Source organism: Campylobacter sp. 1569, from assembly GCF_024723675.1.
Classification (GTDB): Bacteria; Campylobacterota; Campylobacteria; order Campylobacterales; family Campylobacteraceae; genus Campylobacter_D; species Campylobacter_D jejuni_C.
This window is the reverse complement of the sequence record NZ_JANQDB010000007.1, coordinates 55,100-73,199: the sequence shown is the minus strand read 5'-3', so window position 1 is coordinate 73,199 and position 18,100 is coordinate 55,100. Positions and strand designations below refer to the sequence as shown.

Annotated in this window: 19 protein-coding genes; 5 read left to right on the top strand and 14 right to left on the bottom strand. The window is 29.6% G+C overall.

The genetic code is table 11. The annotated features are described in order from the left end of the window. Positions 1-75: 75 nt before the first annotated feature. The 13 genes from aat to sstT are packed head-to-tail and all read right to left on the bottom strand — an operon-like array spanning position 76 to position 12,308. Positions 76-717, bottom strand: a complete 642-nt coding sequence (gene aat / locus CAMP5060_RS04995) for a leucyl/phenylalanyl-tRNA--protein transferase (RefSeq protein WP_214100568.1) — start codon at positions 715-717, stop codon at positions 76-78. Then, positions 692-2,821, bottom strand: a complete 2,130-nt coding sequence (locus CAMP5060_RS04990; protein ID WP_337218005.1) for an AAA family ATPase — start codon at positions 2,819-2,821, stop codon at positions 692-694. Before CAMP5060_RS04990 ends, aat begins: the two co-directional genes overlap by 26 nt. Beyond that, positions 2,818-3,111, bottom strand: a complete 294-nt coding sequence (locus tag CAMP5060_RS04985; RefSeq protein ID WP_039626581.1) for an ATP-dependent Clp protease adaptor ClpS — start codon at positions 3,109-3,111, stop codon at positions 2,818-2,820. Before CAMP5060_RS04985 ends, CAMP5060_RS04990 begins: the two co-directional genes overlap by 4 nt. Then, positions 3,095-3,712, bottom strand: a complete 618-nt coding sequence (locus CAMP5060_RS04980; RefSeq protein ID WP_337218004.1) for a TlpA family protein disulfide reductase — start codon at positions 3,710-3,712, stop codon at positions 3,095-3,097. Before CAMP5060_RS04980 ends, CAMP5060_RS04985 begins: the two co-directional genes overlap by 17 nt. Positions 3,713-3,725: 13 nt before the next feature. Then, positions 3,726-4,181, bottom strand: a complete 456-nt coding sequence (smpB, locus tag CAMP5060_RS04975; RefSeq protein WP_039668585.1) for an SsrA-binding protein SmpB — start codon at positions 4,179-4,181, stop codon at positions 3,726-3,728. Then, positions 4,181-4,936: a 4-(cytidine 5'-diphospho)-2-C-methyl-D-erythritol kinase gene (locus CAMP5060_RS04970; protein ID WP_337218003.1), complete on the bottom strand. Its 756-nt coding sequence runs from the start codon at positions 4,934-4,936 to the stop codon at positions 4,181-4,183. The genes smpB and CAMP5060_RS04970 overlap by 1 nt, the downstream gene beginning before the upstream one ends. Continuing rightward, positions 4,933-5,160 carry a carbon storage regulator CsrA gene (gene csrA / locus CAMP5060_RS04965; protein ID WP_012661763.1) on the bottom strand — a complete coding sequence of 76 codons (228 nt, stop codon included), beginning with the start codon at positions 5,158-5,160 and terminating at the stop codon, positions 4,933-4,935. The genes CAMP5060_RS04970 and csrA overlap by 4 nt, the downstream gene beginning before the upstream one ends. Next, on the bottom strand, positions 5,154-5,972 hold the full coding sequence (gene truB / locus CAMP5060_RS04960) for a tRNA pseudouridine(55) synthase TruB (protein WP_261529647.1): 819 nt from the start codon (positions 5,970-5,972) through the stop codon (positions 5,154-5,156). The genes csrA and truB overlap by 7 nt, the downstream gene beginning before the upstream one ends. Continuing rightward, positions 5,969-8,032, bottom strand: a complete 2,064-nt coding sequence (locus CAMP5060_RS04955; RefSeq protein ID WP_214100574.1) for an ATP-dependent helicase — start codon at positions 8,030-8,032, stop codon at positions 5,969-5,971. The genes truB and CAMP5060_RS04955 overlap by 4 nt, the downstream gene beginning before the upstream one ends. After that, the gene (locus tag CAMP5060_RS04950; protein ID WP_087700757.1) at positions 8,029-8,475 is read right to left on the bottom strand and encodes a hypothetical protein; all 447 of its coding nucleotides are present in this window, start codon (positions 8,473-8,475) and stop codon (positions 8,029-8,031) included. Before CAMP5060_RS04950 ends, CAMP5060_RS04955 begins: the two co-directional genes overlap by 4 nt. Continuing rightward, positions 8,468-10,189 (bottom strand): M3 family oligoendopeptidase, encoded by a 1,722-nt coding sequence (locus CAMP5060_RS04945; RefSeq protein ID WP_214100575.1) that lies wholly within the window; start codon positions 10,187-10,189, stop codon positions 8,468-8,470. The genes CAMP5060_RS04950 and CAMP5060_RS04945 overlap by 8 nt, the downstream gene beginning before the upstream one ends. Positions 10,190-10,193: 4 nt before the next feature. Then, positions 10,194-11,072, bottom strand: a complete 879-nt coding sequence (locus tag CAMP5060_RS04940; RefSeq protein ID WP_337218002.1) for an aspartate carbamoyltransferase catalytic subunit — start codon at positions 11,070-11,072, stop codon at positions 10,194-10,196. Positions 11,073-11,081: 9 nt separating this feature from the next. After that, the gene (gene sstT / locus CAMP5060_RS04935) at positions 11,082-12,308 is read right to left on the bottom strand and encodes a serine/threonine transporter SstT (protein ID WP_337218001.1); all 1,227 of its coding nucleotides are present in this window, start codon (positions 12,306-12,308) and stop codon (positions 11,082-11,084) included. Positions 12,309-12,439: 131 nt separating this feature from the next. Between sstT and metK the strand changes: the two genes are divergently transcribed. Further along, positions 12,440-13,633 (top strand): methionine adenosyltransferase, encoded by a 1,194-nt coding sequence (metK, locus tag CAMP5060_RS04930; RefSeq protein WP_087700761.1) that lies wholly within the window; start codon positions 12,440-12,442, stop codon positions 13,631-13,633. 10 nt (positions 13,634-13,643) lie between these two features. Here metK and CAMP5060_RS04925 read toward each other — a convergent pair whose 3' ends face one another. Beyond that, complete coding sequence (locus CAMP5060_RS04925; RefSeq protein ID WP_087700762.1) at positions 13,644-14,966, bottom strand: apolipoprotein N-acyltransferase; 1,323 nt, start codon at positions 14,964-14,966, stop codon at positions 13,644-13,646. On the opposite strand from CAMP5060_RS04925, the gene yajC reads away from it, so the two are divergent. The 4 genes from yajC to CAMP5060_RS04905 are packed head-to-tail and all read left to right on the top strand — an operon-like array spanning position 14,936 to position 18,099. Then, entirely contained in the window at positions 14,936-15,211 is a 276-nt protein-coding gene (gene yajC / locus CAMP5060_RS04920; protein WP_039618686.1) for a preprotein translocase subunit YajC, read from the top strand. The two genes, CAMP5060_RS04925 and yajC, sit on opposite strands and share 31 nt — an antisense overlap. Then, positions 15,204-16,784 (top strand): protein translocase subunit SecD, encoded by a 1,581-nt coding sequence (gene secD / locus CAMP5060_RS04915; protein ID WP_087700763.1) that lies wholly within the window; start codon positions 15,204-15,206, stop codon positions 16,782-16,784. The genes yajC and secD overlap by 8 nt, the downstream gene beginning before the upstream one ends. After that, complete coding sequence (gene secF, locus CAMP5060_RS04910) at positions 16,784-17,755, top strand: protein translocase subunit SecF (protein ID WP_087700764.1); 972 nt, start codon at positions 16,784-16,786, stop codon at positions 17,753-17,755. Before secD ends, secF begins: the two co-directional genes overlap by 1 nt. A gap of 2 nt (positions 17,756-17,757) precedes the next feature. Next, a complete protein-coding gene (locus CAMP5060_RS04905) occupies positions 17,758-18,099 on the top strand; it encodes a DUF6394 family protein (protein ID WP_087700765.1) in 342 nt (113 codons plus the stop codon). Position 18,100 lies beyond the last annotated feature (1 nt).

Here is an 18,100-nt window from a genome sequence, read left to right as displayed (position 1 = left end):
AAAGCTTTTATAGACTAAAAGCAAAAATCATTCCAAAATATTTATGCAATTTTGTTTATCTATAATTATATCTTTTTATAGTAAATTTTTGAAATTTTTAAAGCCGCTTTCAAGCGAAACTTTTTTTTCTAGTGTTTTTAAAAAATCTTTTTTTGTCATTTCTTTAGCGCCCATAAATTTTAAATGCTCATTAGGCACCTGACAATCTATTAAAAAATCATATGGCTTTAAAAGCTCACAAAGTCTTATTAGAGCTACTTTTGAGGTATCTTTTTTAAGACTTATCATGCTTTCACCAAAAAATATTTTGCCTATGATAAGTCCGTATAAACCGCCGATTAAAACATCATTTTCATAAACTTCAACACTATGAGCTAAATTTTGCTCAAAAAGCTTTGTGTAAACTTGTATAAATTCTTGACTTATCCAAGTTTTTTTTCTTTTTGCACAATGACTTATAAGCGAGTTAAAATCAAAATCAAGTCTTATTTCATAAGTTTTTAAAGCTTTTTTTATACTTTTTTGTATATGCACTTCATCAGGTAAAAGCACCATTCTAGGAGAAGGACACCACCAGGTAACAGGATTGCTAGTCCATGGAAAAAGCCCTAGACTATAAGCATGAGGTATAAAGTCTACTTCTAGTTTTTCACTAATAAAAACAGGCGTATCATCAGGGCTTTTTAAAAGCTTAGAATACAAATTCGATTTTTTCATTTTTGGAAAGTTTTAGTTTTAATTTGCCACCATTTTTTAATTTTCCAAATAAAATTTCATCACTTAATCTCTCTCCTAATTCTTCAGCAATAATGCGTTTTAATAATCTTACTCCAAATTCCTTATTATTAGTTTTTTTAGCAAGAAATTCTTTTACTTTTTTATCAGCTTCTATGGTGATGTTATTTAAATTTTTAGCCATTAAGTCTAGTTCTTTTTGAACAATTTGTTCTAAAATTTCTTGATTTAAGTCATTAAAATGAATGATTTTATCTATACGGTTGATAAATTCAGGCGCAAAAAAATCTTTTATGGCTTTATTACTTTTTTCTTTATCACTGCTTAAGAAACCAAGCTCATTATTTTCTTTGAGACCTAAATTTGAAGTCATAATGATAATGGTGTTTTTAAAATCAGCTTTTAATCCACTATTATCTGTTAAACTTGCATTATCAAAAATTTGTAAAAAGGTATTAGTTAAATCAGGATGAGCTTTTTCTATCTCATCAAATAAGACCACGCTAAAAGGATTTTTTCTAATGCTATTGCTAAGCAAGCCACCATCTTCATAGCCCACATAACCTGCTGAAGTTCCTATGAGTTTGCTCACATCATGTTTTTGTGAGTATTCACTCATGTCAAATCTTTCAAGATTAAGATTTAAAATTTGTGCTAAATTTTTGGCAAGTTCGGTTTTACCAACCCCGCTTGATCCGGTAAATAAAAACACACCTTTTGGGGTATTTTTACCTTTTAATCCTGCATAGCTTTGTTTTAAAATAGAACATAAAGCTTTAATAGCTTCATCTTGTCCAAAGATGTTTTGTTTTAAATCATGCTCTAAGTTCTTAAGAATTTTACCTTGATCACTTTCATAAATTTTATGAGAATGTGTCATTCTTGCTAAAGTATTTTCTAAGTCTTTTACTTTTACTATTTTTTTACTTTTTTTATCTTCTAAAGCAAAGCTTGCACCAAGTTCATCGATTAAATCAATCGCACTATCGGGTAAAAATTTATCATGTAAAAATTGTTTTGCTAGTTTTATACTTGTTTGTAAAATTTCATCACTGATTTTGATTTTATGAAAATTTTCGTATTTGCTTTTTAAGCCTTGTAAAATCAAAAAACATTCTTCTTCACTTGGTTCATCTATGTCAATTTTTGCAAATCTTCTACTTAGAGCTTTGTTTTTGTCAAAGGTATTTTTGTATTCTATAAAAGTAGTTGCTCCTATACATTTTATATTGCCATTGCTTAATGCAGGTTTTAATAAATTTGACATATCTGCATGACTTTCATTGCTTGCGCCAGTTCCTACTATGGTGTGAATTTCATCTATAAATAAAATAGCATTAGGGATATTTTCTAATTCTTTAATGATATCTTTTAGTCTTTTTTCAAAATCACCTCTGTATTTTGTCCCTGAAAGCAAGCTCGCCATATCAAGACTATAAATTTTTGAGTTTTTTAAGTGTTTTGGCACTTTTTCTTCAGCTATAGCTAGTGCTAGCCCATCTATAACAGCACTTTTACCAACACCTGGCTCACCCACTAAAATAGGGTTGTTTTTCTTACGACGGCTTAGAATTTGCATCATTCTTTCAAGTTCAAATTTTCTACCTATAACAGGATCTATCTTACCTTTTTTTGCAAGTTCAACTAGCTCTATGGTGTGGGTTTTTAAATTTTCAAATTCAGCATTTTGTAACAAATCTTTTATTTTTTCTTCTTCTATTAAATGTTTTTTTAAAATATTATAAGAATAAGCTTTTTCTTCTTTGCAAAGTGCGATGATAAAATCAATCACACTTGTTTGGTTTTTTGCATTTAGCTTGTGCAATATATTTTCCAAGATCACAGAAAAAATAGGTTCTATTTCTTTTTTTAAAATTTCATTATTTTTAGCTAGATAATTTTTTAATTCATTTTCAAAGCTTTGTAAATCACCATCTCCGATTTCTTCAAGTAAATTTTTAAAATCATTACTAAGCTTAACTAAAGCAAAAAGCAAATGCTCACAAGTGATAAATTCATGATGATTGATAAAGCTTAAATGTCTTGCATTTGGTATAAACGAATCGATTAATTCTTTATATTTCATTGTTCTTCTATCCTTGTTTGGAGTGGAAAATCATTGTTTTTTGCTGCTGTGTCAACTTGCTGTTTTTTACTAAGTGCAATCTCTTCTGTGTATATACCACAAACTCCACTTCCTTGATGATGAATTTCAAGCATGATCGCACTTGCTTTTTCAAAATCATGATGAAAAATATTCATTAAAATTTCAATTACAAAATCCATAGTGGTAACATCATCATTTAAAAGCAAAACCTTAAACATTTTAGGTTCTGCCAGTTTTTGTTGTTCTAAAATTTCACTTTTTAGACCCATTTAATATCCTAGTAATATCTTCTTGCATAATTTCAGTAGAAACTTTCCCAAGATAATATTTCACATAACTTTTTGAGTTTTTATTCCAAAAGTCTGTTAAATCTTGATAAACACCATCTTTTAAAACTACTTTAAAAGGAAGTTGTTCCATACTTTGATAGTTAATATCTTTTAATGCTTGTGCAACAATTCTATCATTTTCTTTAGAATTGCTTAAGAAATAATAAGCCCCATATTTAATGGCAAAATCTTTTACAGCTTGATCGCTAACATTTTCAAAATGACTTAGCCCTATGATGATAAAATTGTCAGCATTTTTTTGCCACAATCTTGTTAGATGAGTGGCTTCTTCTTGACAAGGTGTGCAAAAGGTTCCAAAAAAATCAAACATTAAAATTTTATTCTCTTCGCCTTTTACCACAAAACCATTTTGTATTCTTACTAAGGTTTTTTCACCACCATTAACACTTTTTAAAAGAATTTCATCACCCATTTTATACTCAGCAAATGCAAATTCGTTTTCGATTTTTTCTTCGCTTGAGCAAGCATTTATTAAAAATGCAAAAGCAAATGTAAAAAATAAATAAGCAAATTTTTTCATCAAAATCCTTTTTTTAATAATGATTTTTCATAGCAGCTCTTGCCTCAAGATCTGCTTGTTTTTTCTTTAAGCTTTCTCTTTTATCGTGTAAGTTTTTTCCTTTGGCTAAGGCTATTAAGACTTTTGCTTTATTTTTTTCATTAAAATAAAGTTCTAATGGCACTATAGTAAAACCTTGGGTGCTAATTTTACCAAAAAGCCTATCGATTTGCTTTTTATGCATTAAAAGTTTTCGCGCACCTTTTTCATCATGTTTGTAAAATGAATGAGTGGTGCTAAGATGAGAAATATGAGCATTAAGTAAAAAAATTTCACCTTTGATAATACGCACAAAAGAATCTTTCAAATTTGCTCTACTAGCCCTTAATGCTACCACTTCAGAACCTTTTAAAACAATACCTGCTTCAAATTTTTCCAAAATTTCATAATCAAAAAAAGCTTTTTTGTTTTTTACTATAGTTTTTTTCATCATTTGGCCTTAAAAACTCCACTTCCACTTCCACTTAAAAAATAAGCCTCATTAAGAAAAGTTTGCATTTTAGGATAAATTTTTACACAAGGAGCAAATAAGTCGTTTAAATCAGTATTTTTATACTCTAAAATTTCATTTGTTTTGAGTGTTTTAAGTGTTTTGGCTAAATTTAAATTCGCTGTTAAATCATATGAGTTTTCATCAAATGCTTTGTATACTTTTGCACTTGAGCATTCAATAGCTGGAAAAGTAAAATCAAGTTGGGTAAAATCATCTTCAAAATATTCTACAATCTCGCCACACCCACTAACATTTGCACTATCATATCCGCTTAAAAAAAAGATTAAATCAGAACCGAGTTTTTGACAGATTTGTTCAAGTTGTTGCTGGTTGAGTTTTAAATTTAAGGCTTCATTAATCATTAATAAAAATGCAACCGCATCAGTGCTGCTTCCACCAAGACCTCCACCTACGGGAATGTTTTTGATAAGTTTTAAACTTTTGTCTTTAAAAAATTCATTTAATTCATTAGAAAAACCTAAATTTTCTAATTCTTTATAAGCTTTGTGTATAATGGTATCTTGGGTAAAATTTCCAGCGATTTCAAATCCTTCTTTGGTTTTTTCATCACTAAAGCTCAATTCATCAAAAATATCTTTTATTAAAACAAAGCGTGATTGCAATAAATGATAAGATCTTGAATCAATTCCGATGATTTTTAAAAAAATATTAGCTTTTGCGTAAGCTTTCATTTTTTAAGCTTTTTACTCAGATCATCAAGTTTTATCGTTTCATCGCTAATTGCATGTAAATTTTCACTTTTTACTTGCTCGATAAGCTCTTTGCGTAGTATCATCAAAGACTTTGGAGCTTCGATGCCTATTTTAGCATAGCCTTTGCCTGTTTGAACTACTTTAATTTCTATATCATCTCCGATTTTTATGCTTTCATTTTCTTTTCTTGATAAAATTAACATTTTAATACCTTATTTAAATAATATTGCACTTGATTATCTTGGATAGAAATGATAGAAAAAAAATCTTTTTCTTCTAAAATATAGCTACCTTCTTCTTGAATTTCCAAATCGTCCAAAAATATTTTTTGTCCATTATGTAATTTTTGGGGATATTTTATCGTATTTTTTCTAAGATTTAAATAAGCTAAAGGATTTAACTCTTTTTCATTCTCATAAAAAAACTTTCCCTCGCTTAAGCGCTCTAATGAGCTTAGCGTGGCTTTAATATCAAGTTTTCTAGCAAATAATTCACAATAAGAGCGTACATAAGAACCTTCACTAACTGCTATTTCTATAGTTAAAAAGGGGTGGTTATAGTGTAAAATTTTAGTATAAAAAATTTCCATAACACAAGGTTTTAAATTGACTTCAAAACCTCTTTTTGCAAGCTCATAAGAGCGTACTCCATCTATTTTTTTTGCACAAAATGCGGGTGGGGTGTAGGTGATTTTACCTAAAAGTTCATTTTTAATTTGTTCTAAAATTTGCTCATCAAAAGCATTTATAAGATTGATCTCTTTAATATTTTGATTATCAAGACTTAGTGAATGTACGCCTAGCCAAAGTGTTGCTTTATAAACCTTTGGATTTTTATCAAAAAAGCGAAAAAGTTTTGTGTATTGATCAAAGGCTATGAGTAAAACACCTTTTGCAAAAGGATCAAGTGTTCCTGAAAAACCTGCTTTTTTATTTTTATATTTTTTCTTGAGGTTGCTTAAAAAAGCATTAGAACTTATACCGCTTGGTTTGTAAGCTACAAAAAGTTTATTCATATCACTTTTTCCACAAAACTTGACATTATCATTCTTTCTATGCCTCCAAAATTAATCGTGAGTTTTTCTTCAGCTCCTATTTTACTTACCCCAGTGACTCTGCCTATGCCAAAAATTTTATGTTTGATTAAATCGCCTTTTTTATAGCAATTTTTTTGATGATCTAGTGTTAATTCTTTTTTGATTACATTGCTCTCGCCAAAAAATCTACTTTTTTCTAATCTTGTGCGACTTCCTTTATAAAATCTAGAATTAGCATAGCTTAAATAAAGTTTTTTCTTGGCTCTAGTGATTGCTACATAAGCAAGTCTTCTTTCTTCTTCTATATTACTTGATTCACTAGTGAGTGGGAAAAATCCTTCTTCTAAGCCTATGATAAAAACATAATCAAACTCAAGTCCTTTGCTTGCATGAATACTCATAATACAAATACTTTCTTTATCAAGTCCATCTTGCTCATTAAGTAAAGAAATTTCATTTAAAATATCATCTAAGCCATTATAATTTCCATGAGTGATTTTATCTTTTAAGTTAGCATAAAGTTCATCTATATTTAAAAGTTTATCTTCACCTTCTGGGTTATCTTTATAAAATTCTTTGATTTTAAATTCTTCTTCTAAGGCTAAAATCATTGCAAGTAAACCATCTTTTTCTTTGATTTTGTGTATGCTTAGTATGAATTTTTCTAATTCTTTGTCTGTTTTTTTGCTAAAAAATCCACTTCCTTGTAAAGCACATAGACTTTCAAATAAAGACAAATGATTTTCTTTAGCATAATTTTCTAGCTTTTCTAAACTTGCATTACCAAAGTTTCTTTTAGGGCGGTTGATAATGCGTTTAAAAGAATAATCATCATTTAAATTTGAAAGCAATCTTAAATAAGAAATGATATCTTTAATCTCAGCTCTTTCATAAAAACGAATTCCACTTAGTAATTTAAAAGGAATTTTTTCTTTGCTAAAAGCTTCTTCAAGAGCACGAGATAGGGCATTTACTCTATAAAGTATGGCTATTTCACTAGGATTAATCCCTGAGTTTAAAAGTTTTGAAACTTCTCTTGCAACCTTAAAACTTTCAATTTTTTCATCATCATTTTGTAAAATTGTAATTTCTTCGCCCTCATCTTTGGTACAAATCAAAGTTTTTCCTAATCTTTTTCTATTATGCTCTATAAGCTCATTTGCAGCTTGCAAAATAGCGCTAGTTGAGCGATAATTTTGCTCTAATTTGACTAATTTTACATTGTTAAATTGTTCTTTGAAATTTAAGATATTTTCTATTTTAGCTCCACGCCAACCATAAATACTTTGATCATCATCACCCACCACGCAAATGTTTTCATGAGACGTGCAAAGTTTTTTTAGAATTTGATATTGTAAGGCATTTGTATCTTGATACTCATCTACTGTTATATAGGTATATTTTTGACTTTGCTCTTGTGCAAATTGTTCATCTTCTAAAATTTTATTAGTTAGCATGAGTAAATCATCAAAATCCATGAAATTATTTTGGATTAAAAAATGCTCATATTGTTCATATAAATGAATGATTTCTTCGTAATTTTTGTTTTTTTCGTCTTTTAAAAATTCTAATTCTTTGCGTATTTCTTGAGCGCTTTTGCTTTGATTTTTAAAATTTGAAATATAAGCACCTATGCTTGCTAAAGAGCTTTGCAAATTTTCGCTAGCTAAATCTTTTAGTATTTTCTTTTTATCATCTGTATCGATAATGACAAAATTATTTGCTCTATTAATTCTTTCGCTATAAAGTCTTAAAAATAATAAGCCAAATTTATGAAAAGTACATAAAAGAGGATTGTGTAAATTTTGATCTTGCAAAAGTGCTAAGGCTCTTGTTTTCATTACATTAGCAGCTTTATTTGTAAAGGTTAGCGTGAGGGTATTTTGCGCAGGAATACCTACATAATCAATTAAATAAGCAAGTCTAGTGGTAATGGTTTTAGTCTTTCCACTACCTGCACCTGCTAGTATTAGCATAGCTCCATCAATATGCATGATAGCTTCTTTTTGGCTATCATTTAAACCTTCAAAAAAACTCATTTTTTAAATAAATCTTTATTGTTAGGATTATTTAAAAAAGCATTCATGGATTTTTCTTTCAATTTTTGATCATTTTGCTTTTTGAAATAGTTTGAAAAATTAACAAAAATGATATTATCTTCAACTTGAATTTGAGTAATTGCTCCCAAATCTACTTTCACAAAGGTTGCAAAATCATCAGGTCCAAAACCTGCATGAAATTCTATATGCTCATTTGTTAAAACTATAGATTTAAAAGTATAACCGCCAAGTGCAAAAAGACAATAAGGATTTTTACTCACTACATCTAATTCTGGTGGCAAAGGAGGTTCTAGTGTAACAAATTTAGTATTTACAATGATATTAAACTCAATATCTTCTTGAATTAAAATTTGCAAGCATTCATAAATGCTTTTTTGCATTAAACTTATAAAATTTCTATTATTTAAAATTTTATCAATCATTGCTTAGCCTTAAAAATTCATTTACTAGTATTCTAACTTGCTCTAAGCCTATATTCCAAAATTCATCACTTTCTATATCAAAGCCAAACATAGCTACAAGTTCTTTTGGACTTTTACTTCCCCCGCTACTTAAAAATTTGATATAAATTGAGGTAAAATCAGGACATTTGCCACTTTTATATAGACCATAAAGTGCTAAAACTAAAAGTTGTGCATAAGCATAAGCATAGCAGTAAAATGGAGAGTGTATAAAATGTGGTATATAAGAATACCAAAGGCCATAGTTTTTGGTTAAAACTACGCTATTTTGAAACATTTTTCTTGATTCTTCAAGCCAAATTTCGCTTAGTTCTTGAGAGCTTAGTTCTTCTTTTTTAGCATGAAATCTGCGTTCAAAAGTAGTAAAATTAATCTGTCTATAAAGAGTAGCAAAAATATCTTCGATTTTTGCCGCATATAAAGATAAAAGCTCCTCTTTGTCTAAATTTTCTTTAATGTAATCAAAAATCAACATTTCTGCAAACACTGAAGCAGTTTCTGCTGTAGTTAGAGGTGTATCTTGATTTAAAAAATTTACTTTATAAGAAAGTTTTTGATGTATAGTGTGGCCTAGCTCATGAGCTAGGGTAAAAAGATCGCGTCTTTGGTTGGTATAGTTTAAAAGTATGAAAGGATGGCTTAGTGGTGTGCTTGAGTGAGAAAAAGCACCGCTTTGTTTAAATTCTTTAGGGTAAACATCGATCCAATTATTCTCAAAAGCTTCTTTTGCTATCATATAAAAATCTTTAGAAAATTTTTCAAAGGCTTTTAAAATAATATCCTTTCCTTGATCAAAATCAACTTGCATTTCTTTTCCAATAGGTGCATAACGATCATAATCTTTTAGCTTTTTATATCCTAGAATTTTTTTCTTTGCATTGTAAAATTTAGAAACAATATCAAAGCTATTCTCACTAGCATTAATAAGCGCATCAACACTTTTTTTAGAAATTTGATTTCTTATATGTCTTGGGGTTTCAGGGTTTTCATAAGATCTTAACTCGCAAATACTAGCAAGTTCGCTTTTAATCATATTGAAAATATATACTAAAAGCTTGTTTTGTTTTTTTAAGGTTTTACTAAAGCATTTTGAAGCTTTTTTTCTAATGCTTCTATCTTTATCATAAAGCTTGCTTAGAATTTCTTCCTCGCTTAATTTTTGCCCTTCAAAATTAAATTTTAAAGCACTAAAGGTTTCATCAAATAATCTTGCAAATGCATTTGAACCTGTACTTGATAGAGCTAAGATAACTCTTTCTTCTTTTTTAGAAAGATTGTGTTTTTTGTATTTGATAAGATTATTTAAATAAAACTCATAATCTTTGCAAAATACGATAAAAGTTTTACTTTTTTCTTCTTTTAACTCGCAAAATTCAAGTTCAAAAAATAAAAGATTTTCTTCTATTTTTTTACTTAAATTTTCATATTTTGCATAAAAAGCACCCTTGGTAGTATCTTGAGCAAAATTTAAATACACATAGGTTAGTATATGAGAAAGTTTTAAGATTAATTCTTCGTAGTTTTTTAAAGCTTGTAAAAATTGCTCATTGCTTAAACTATGAAGATTATTTTCATATTGTTTTTTAAATTCACAAGCTTCATCTTGGGTTTTTTGTAAAAAAAGATTTAATTCTTGCTCATCTTTAAATAACGTACTTAAGTTCCAATTTTGCATGATTTTAGCTTTCTAAAATGAGTTTTTTTAATACAGCCATTCTAATAGCAACACCATTTTTAACTTGAGTTAAAACCTTACATCTTTTATCAGCCATTACTTCATCGCTAATATCAATGTTTCTATGCACAGGACCAGGATGTAAGATAATGAGATTTTTATCTTTTATTAAATCTTTACTAATACAAAAATCATTTGCATAATCTTTAAGTGATGCATAGGTTGGAATATTGTGTCTTTCAGTTTGTGTTCTAAGACTCATGATGATATCAACATCATCAATAACTTCTTTTAGTTTATTTGTTTTTTTAATAGGATAATTTGGCATAAAATGAAGTGGGGCTACTAAGGTAATGTCTATACCAAAACGAGGTAATAATTCTAAATTTGAAGCAGCAACGCGTGAGTTTTTAATATCCCCTACTATTGCTATTTTTTTACCTTTCACATTATAATCAAAATGCTCCATTATGGTAAAAAGATCAAGTAAGGCTTGGGTAGGATGAGCGTGTTTACCATCACCTCCATTAACTATAGGACAATGAGTATAATTTGCTAAAGTATGAGGCACACCTGAGTTTTTGTGTCTAACTACAATAGCACTTGGCGCCATTGCATCTAAATTTGTAGCGGTATCAAAAAGTGTTTCGCCTTTGCTTGAACTACTTCTTGAAACATCTAATTTTAAAACTTTAGCACCCAGTCTTCTTGCAGCTGTTTCAAAGCTTGATTGAGTGCGTGTTGAATTTTCAAAGAAAATTGTTGTAACACTTTTTCCTTCTAAAAATGTACGCGGTTTTTCATCTAAGAATTCTTTTGCTTCTTTAAATAAAGTCAAGATTTCATCATTGCTAAAATCTTTTGTAGTAATTAAATGCCTCATAAGTCCCCCTTAAATTTTTAAATTAAGCTCATTATCTGAACAAATAGCGCTAAATAAAACGTCCGTTGAGCTATTTAAAGCTGTTTCAACGCTATCTTGAATAACCCCTATGATAAAACCAACCGCAACTACTTGCATGGCTATGTCATAATCAATATTAAACAAAGAACAAGCAAGTGGTATGAGTAAGAGTGAACCTCCAGCAACCCCACTAGCTCCACAAGCTGCAAATGCGGCTAAAACACTCAAAAGCATAGCTTGTAAAAAATTTATTTCAATGCCTACTGTGTGGGCTGCTGCAAGACTTAATATGGCTATAGTTACAGCTGCTCCTGCCATATTAATCGTAGCTCCTAGTGGAATGGAGATACTATATAGATTATTATTGATATTTAATTTAGAGCAAAGTGCCATATTTACAGGAATATTTGCCGCAGAACTTCTTGTAAAAAATGCAAAAACAGCGCTATGTTTTAAGCAAATAAAAATCAAAGGATAAGGATTTTTCTTTGTGTAAGCAAAGACAATTAAAGCATTAATTACAAAAGCTACAAAAAACATAGTCAAAACTAAAATTATTAATAATTTAACATAGCTTAAAAGCCCTGCTGCTCCTGTTTGAGCAACTGAATTTGCTACAAGTCCAAAAATTCCAAAAGGAGCAAGCTTGACTATAAATTTAACGATTTTTAACACGCCTTCGTTGATATCGGTAAAAAGTTGCTTTGCATCATTAGAACAATGTCTTAGAGCAAAACCTCCACCTATAGCCCAAGCTAATATACTTAAATAATTTCCTGAAGATAAAGCATGGATAGGATTATCTACGATTTGAAAAAGTAAAGTTTTAAATACTTCGCCTATATGTGCAGGGCTTGTAGTGGAAGCTTTTTCAACATCGCTCAATACTAATTCTATAGGAAAAACAAAACTTATACTAACTGCACTTAAAGAAGCTAAAAAAGTTCCAAAAATATACAAGAAAATAATGTGTTTTATTTTTTCACTTCCATGGTTAAATTCTTTTGTGCAAATAGTTGTTAAGATTAAGATAAAAACCAAAATTGGCGCTATGGCTTTTAAAGCTCCTGTAAATAAAGCACCAAAAATATTTGCAAAAATAGCTAAATCTTTAGAAAAAACACCTACTAAAATTCCTAAAACAATACCTATGCAAATTTGTAAAATAAGATTTCCATCTTTATAACGTTTGATTGCACAAGAGAATAAACTCATTTCTTACCTTTTTTTGTAGTGATAAATTTTTAATTTATTCTAACAAAGTAAAGCTTAAATAAGCTTTTTTATTTTTAAGCTAGCTTGTGTTAAAATAAAGCTAGATTTTTTTATGATAAGGAATATGAAATATGTATTTATTTACTTCTGAAGTTGTTAGTGCAGGACATCCTGATAAATGTGCTGATATTATAGCTGATTCTATAGTGGATGCTTTTTTAACTCATGATAAAGATTCAAGGGTTGCTAGTGAGGTTTTTGTAGCAGGAAATAAAGTAGTAATTGGTGGTGAAATTAAATCAAAACATAAACTAGAAAAACAAGATTATGAAAATATTGTAAAAAAAGCTCTAGCAGATATTGGTTATGATGGCCATCCGCATTTTAGCAAAAAACAATGTTTACATCCTGATGATTTAGATGTAATGGTATTTTTAAATGAGCAAAGTCCTGATATTAATCAAGGTGTTGATCAAGAAGATGGAGAAATTGGAGCAGGTGATCAAGGAATAATGTTTGGTTTTGCAAGCAATGAAGCAAAAGAATATATGCCAGCAGCTATTTCTTATGCTAGAATGCTTTGTGATAAAGTATATGAGTTTGCAAAAAACAATCCTGATAAACTTGGAGTGGATATTAAAACTCAAGTTACGATTGATTATGTAAATAAAGAAAATTTTGAAAATTGTAAACCTCAAAGCATCCATACTATTGTAGTTTCAGCTCCTTGTGTTGAAAGTATGAAAATAGAAGATTTAAGAGCTTTGGTAATGGAATTGATTTTAGATTCAAATTTACCAAAAGAGCTTTTTTGCCCAGAAAAAACAAGAATTTTAATCAACCCAACGGGAAAATATGTAAATCACAGCTCATTACATGATAGTGGTTTAACAGGAAGAAAACTTATAGTAGATAGCTTTGGTGGCTATGCTCCAATAGGGGGTGGTGCGCAATCTTCTAAAGATTATACTAAGGTTGATAGAAGTGGGCTTTATGCTGCAAGATGGCTTGCTAAAAATATCGTAGCAGCAGGTCTTGCTAAAAAATGCATAGTGCAGCTTTCTTATGCTATAGGCGTAGCTAAACCAACTTCTGTAAGTGTAGATTGCATGGGAACAAATGCAAGATTAAACGATGATATTTTAAGTGATTTTGTAATGAAAACTTTCCCATTAACTCCAAATTGGATTAAAAATAAATTCAATCTTGATAAACCAAGTAAAGATACTTTCATGTATGCTGATGTAGCTGCTCGTGGTCAAGTGGGGCAGGCTGATTATCCTTGGGAGAAATTAGATGCACTTGATGAATTTAAGGCATTGTAAAATGAAGCTTTTAAGCTTCATTTTGCTTTAAAAATCTCTCTTTTATCTTTAAAATCAATATTTCTTTTGGCTTAATTACTGCGTTTTCTTTTCCATTAACTGCATGATATATGCTTACATTATAATTATTTGCATAAAAACGCATTAGAAAATTTTGTAATTTATACTCACTTGAAAAATTAAACCAAGCATTGTTTGAAATAGCTATGATGATCTTTGAGTGTTTGTAAAGTTTTTCTTTAGTTGCTTCAAAGCAGATAGCATTAGTGATGAGTTGATTATTTAGAGTGTATTGATTTAACTCCTTTCCTTTTGAAAATTCATCAATATTTAAAAGATATTTTTTAAAAAAGTTTTTAAATATAGGAATTTCTTCTCCAAAAGGTACAAGATAGTGTTTGTTAAAAACTTGTATGTTGCCATTGTCAAATACATAAGTACTATTATATAGATGATTAGGTGTAGCACTAATAGCACCTGTAATGATGATGATTTGTTTTGATAAGTCTTTTAAAGTTTGCAAATAACTTGGTGCTTTATTTAAAGCAAAAGCAAAAGCAGTTTCAGGAAAAACAATCATTTCTTTACCTTCTTTTATAGCCTTGTTGATTTGATAAAATATATCTTTAGAATGAGTTTGCAAATTTTCTTGTATGAATTTTTGATCTTGAGAGATATTAGTTTGGATTAATTTATAGTTTAAATTTAGTGTTTGTGATTGTTTTTGATTATATTGAGCTCCTATTAGAATAAAGATTGAAATGATTGCTATTTTATAATATCTTGAGATATATTTTTCATAGTAAAAATAAGCAATCAAAAACATAGCTACAATGCCTTGGTAACTTGCATCAAAGATCCCATATACACTTAAAACACCCCAATTTAGCCAATCAAAGTCAAAAGGATGAATAAAACTAAGTAAAAAAATTCCACAAAGCCTTAAAAAATCATATTTAAGAAAAAAACATATTAAGAATAAAATTCCATAAATTATACCGATTAAGATAACTTCTAAAGGAATTAAATAAGCTAAATTAAAATAAATTGATGATAAACCTATCCACCAAAACCATAAAATTCCTACAAAAAATCCAGTATAAAAATATCCTACTTTACTTTTATTTCTTAGCAATAAAACCAAACCATATATACTTAAAAATGGAGAAATAAATTCAAAAAGTAAATTTTCAAAAAAAGAAAAATAAATAAAATTTGACAATAAAAGTGCAGAAAAAAAGGCTTTTATTATTTTAAAAGTGGTAGAATTAGAATTTATGAATTTTAAAAAAAGGGGAAGAAATGGCAGAAAACGGAAATATTTGGACTTCATTGTTGCCTCTCATTGTGCTTTTTGCGATTTTTTATTTTTTGGTTATTAGACCACAACAAAAACAAGCAAAAGACCACAAATTGATGGTTTCATCTTTAGAAAAAGGGGATAAAATCATCACAAATGGTGGGATAATTTGCGAGGTGGTAAAACCAGAAGAGGATTTTATCAAAGTTAAGCTTAATGATGAAAATGTAGTTGTAAAAATTTCTAGAGATTTTATAGCAAAGAAAATTGATGCGTAGTGGAAAAATTACTTATAGAAGTATTATTTTCTTTGTAGTTTTTCTTATAGGATTAATTTTTTCCATACCTTCTTTTATGCAGACCCAAAGTGGTGCTAAGATTAACCTAGGACTTGATTTGCAAGGTGGTTTGCATATGTTATTAGGTGTAGAAGTAGAAGAGGCGGTTAAGTCAAAGGTTAAATCCATAGCCTCTTCTCTTAGTTATTCTATCAATAAAGAAGACATTATTGTTGATAAAATCAAAGTAAATGATACTAGTATTGAATTTAGCTTATTAGATGAAAATGATGCAGCTAAGGTTGATTTGTTATTAAAAGACATTAAAGGCTTAGCTATCACACATGAAAATTTACACTACACGCTTTCTTTAACCCAAGAAGAAATCAAACTAACTCATGAACAAGCTATTTTACAAGCTGTAGAAACTATTAGAAATAGACTTGATCAATTTGGTCTTGCAGAGCCAAATGTAGCAAGATCGGGTGAGGATAAAATTTTAGTCGAACTTCCAGGCATTAAAACTGCTGCAGATGAAGCTAGAGCTAGAGAACTTATTGCAAAAGCTGCACATTTGCAATTAATGGAAGTAGATGATGTTAGAATGGATCAGGTAAATAATCTTACTCCAGCCCAAGCTGCTGAATATGGAGATTTGATTTTTGAAGATGCAAAAAACCCTCAAATTAAATATCTAGTAAAATCTATACCTATTCTTGATGGTTCTATGCTAACAGATGCAAAAGTAGGTTTTGCGCAAAGTAATAATCTTCCTGTGATTAATTTTACCTTAAATTCAGAAGGTGCAAAAAAATTTGGAGACTATACAGGAAATAATGTGGGAAAGCGCCTAGCTATAGTTTTGGATAATAAAGTTTATTCAGCTCCAAGAATTAATGAAAGAATAGGCGGGGGTAGCGGTCAAATTAGTGGTAGCTTTACTGTTGAAGAAGCTCATGATGTGGCTATTGCTTTAAGAAGTGGGGCGCTTTTAGCACCGGTTAAAATGCTTGAAAAAAGAAGTGTTGGACCATCTTTGGGTGCTGATAGTATTAAAATGAGTATGATAGCCCTAGCGGGTGCTTCTGTATTAGTTATTGCATTTATGGTGATGTATTATGGTATAGCAGGAATTTTTGCTAATATTGCTTTAGTGGCAAATATTTTAATGATTATTGCTGTAATGGCTATGTTTGGTGCAACCTTAACTTTACCTGGTATGGCAGGACTTGTGCTTACTGTGGGCATGGCAGTAGATTCTAATGTTATTATTAATGAAAGAATTAGGGAGTTATTGCGAGAAGGTGCTAGTATAAGGCAAAGCGTTGAAAATGGCTATAAGCATGCAATGAGTGCGATTTTAGATTCTAATATTACTTCGCTTATTACTTCAGTAGTACTTTATGCTTATGGAACAGGTGCGGTAAAAGGTTTTGCGGTGACTTTAAGCATAGGAATTTTAGTTTCGATGATTACTTCTATTGTTGGAACTCATGGTATGTTTGAAATGTTTATGAACCGTATGGAAAAAAGCAATAACACAAGATTATGGTTTGGATATAGGAGACCTTAATGCAATTTTTTAGTCAAAAACATGTTTATGATTTTATGAGAATGAGATTTGCAGCCATCTCTTTGTCTTTTATTTTATTTTTTGGTTCTATTTTTATTCTTTTTACTAAGGGTTTGAATTTTGGTATTGATTTTACCGGTGGAACTTTAGTGCAACTTCAATACGAGCAAAAAGCACCCTTGGCTGAAATTCGCAAAGCTTTAGCTATCAATGAAAATTTAAAAGGCGCTAGCGTTACTGAATTTGGCAGTGCAAATGAAGTGATTATTCGTTTTTCAGGAAGTAGTGATAGTTTGGGAAATGACATTGGAGTAAGCATTACAAATTTATTAAAAGATACAGGTAAATTTGAAGTGCGCCGTGTGGATGTAGTAGGTCCAAAAGTAGGAGATGAACTGCGTAATAAAGGTCTTATGGCGGTTGGAATTTCTTTGATTGCTATTTTGATTTATTTGGCAGTAAGATTTGAATGGCGTTTTGCTATGGCTTCTATTGTGTGTGAAATTCATGATATAGTCATTACTTTAGGTGCTATTGCGTTATTTGAAATAGATGTAAATTTAGATATTTTGGCGGCTGTTTTAACCGTGCTTGGATATTCTTTAAATGATACGATTATTATTTTTGATAGGATTAGAGAAGGTGTTAAAACAAGTAAAAATTCAAAACTTGATCTAATTATTAATGAATCAGTTTCTGCAACTTTATCAAGAACTACTTTAACAACGGGTTTAACCTTAATCACTGTTGTGGTGCTTTATTTTTTTGGTGGATCTATGATAGAAGGTTTTGCTCTAACTATGATAGTGGGTATTGTGGCAGGTACTGCAAGTTCTATATTTGTAGCAAGTCCAGCGCTTTTATGGTTTAAATTTAGTGTTACGCAGTATCGCCAAAAAGAATTAGAAAAAGTAAAGAAAAAACAAGAAAAAGAAAAATTAAGAGCGATGTATGAAAAAGGAACGGTGTAAAAATGAATTGGGGTAAGGTTATTTATATCTTTTTTGCTCTAATGAGCTTAACTACGACCGCAGGATTTTTATATGATCAAAATGAAGTTGCATTATTTATTGCAGCTTGTGTGAATTTAATTTCTACTTTATTGAAAATTGGAGTTAGAAATTTCTTAGCAGCTGAATTATTTGCAAGTTCTTTGGTGGCTGATTTGCATTTAATTCCAGCTTTTGCTTTAATACAAATTAATCCAGAAGCTAATGTTATGGTTTACACTTTAGCAATTGGTGCTTTGATAGCTAATATTTTTTCAATGATTTTAGTTGTAGTTGATTCGGTAAAAAGTCAAGAAGAAAATTAGG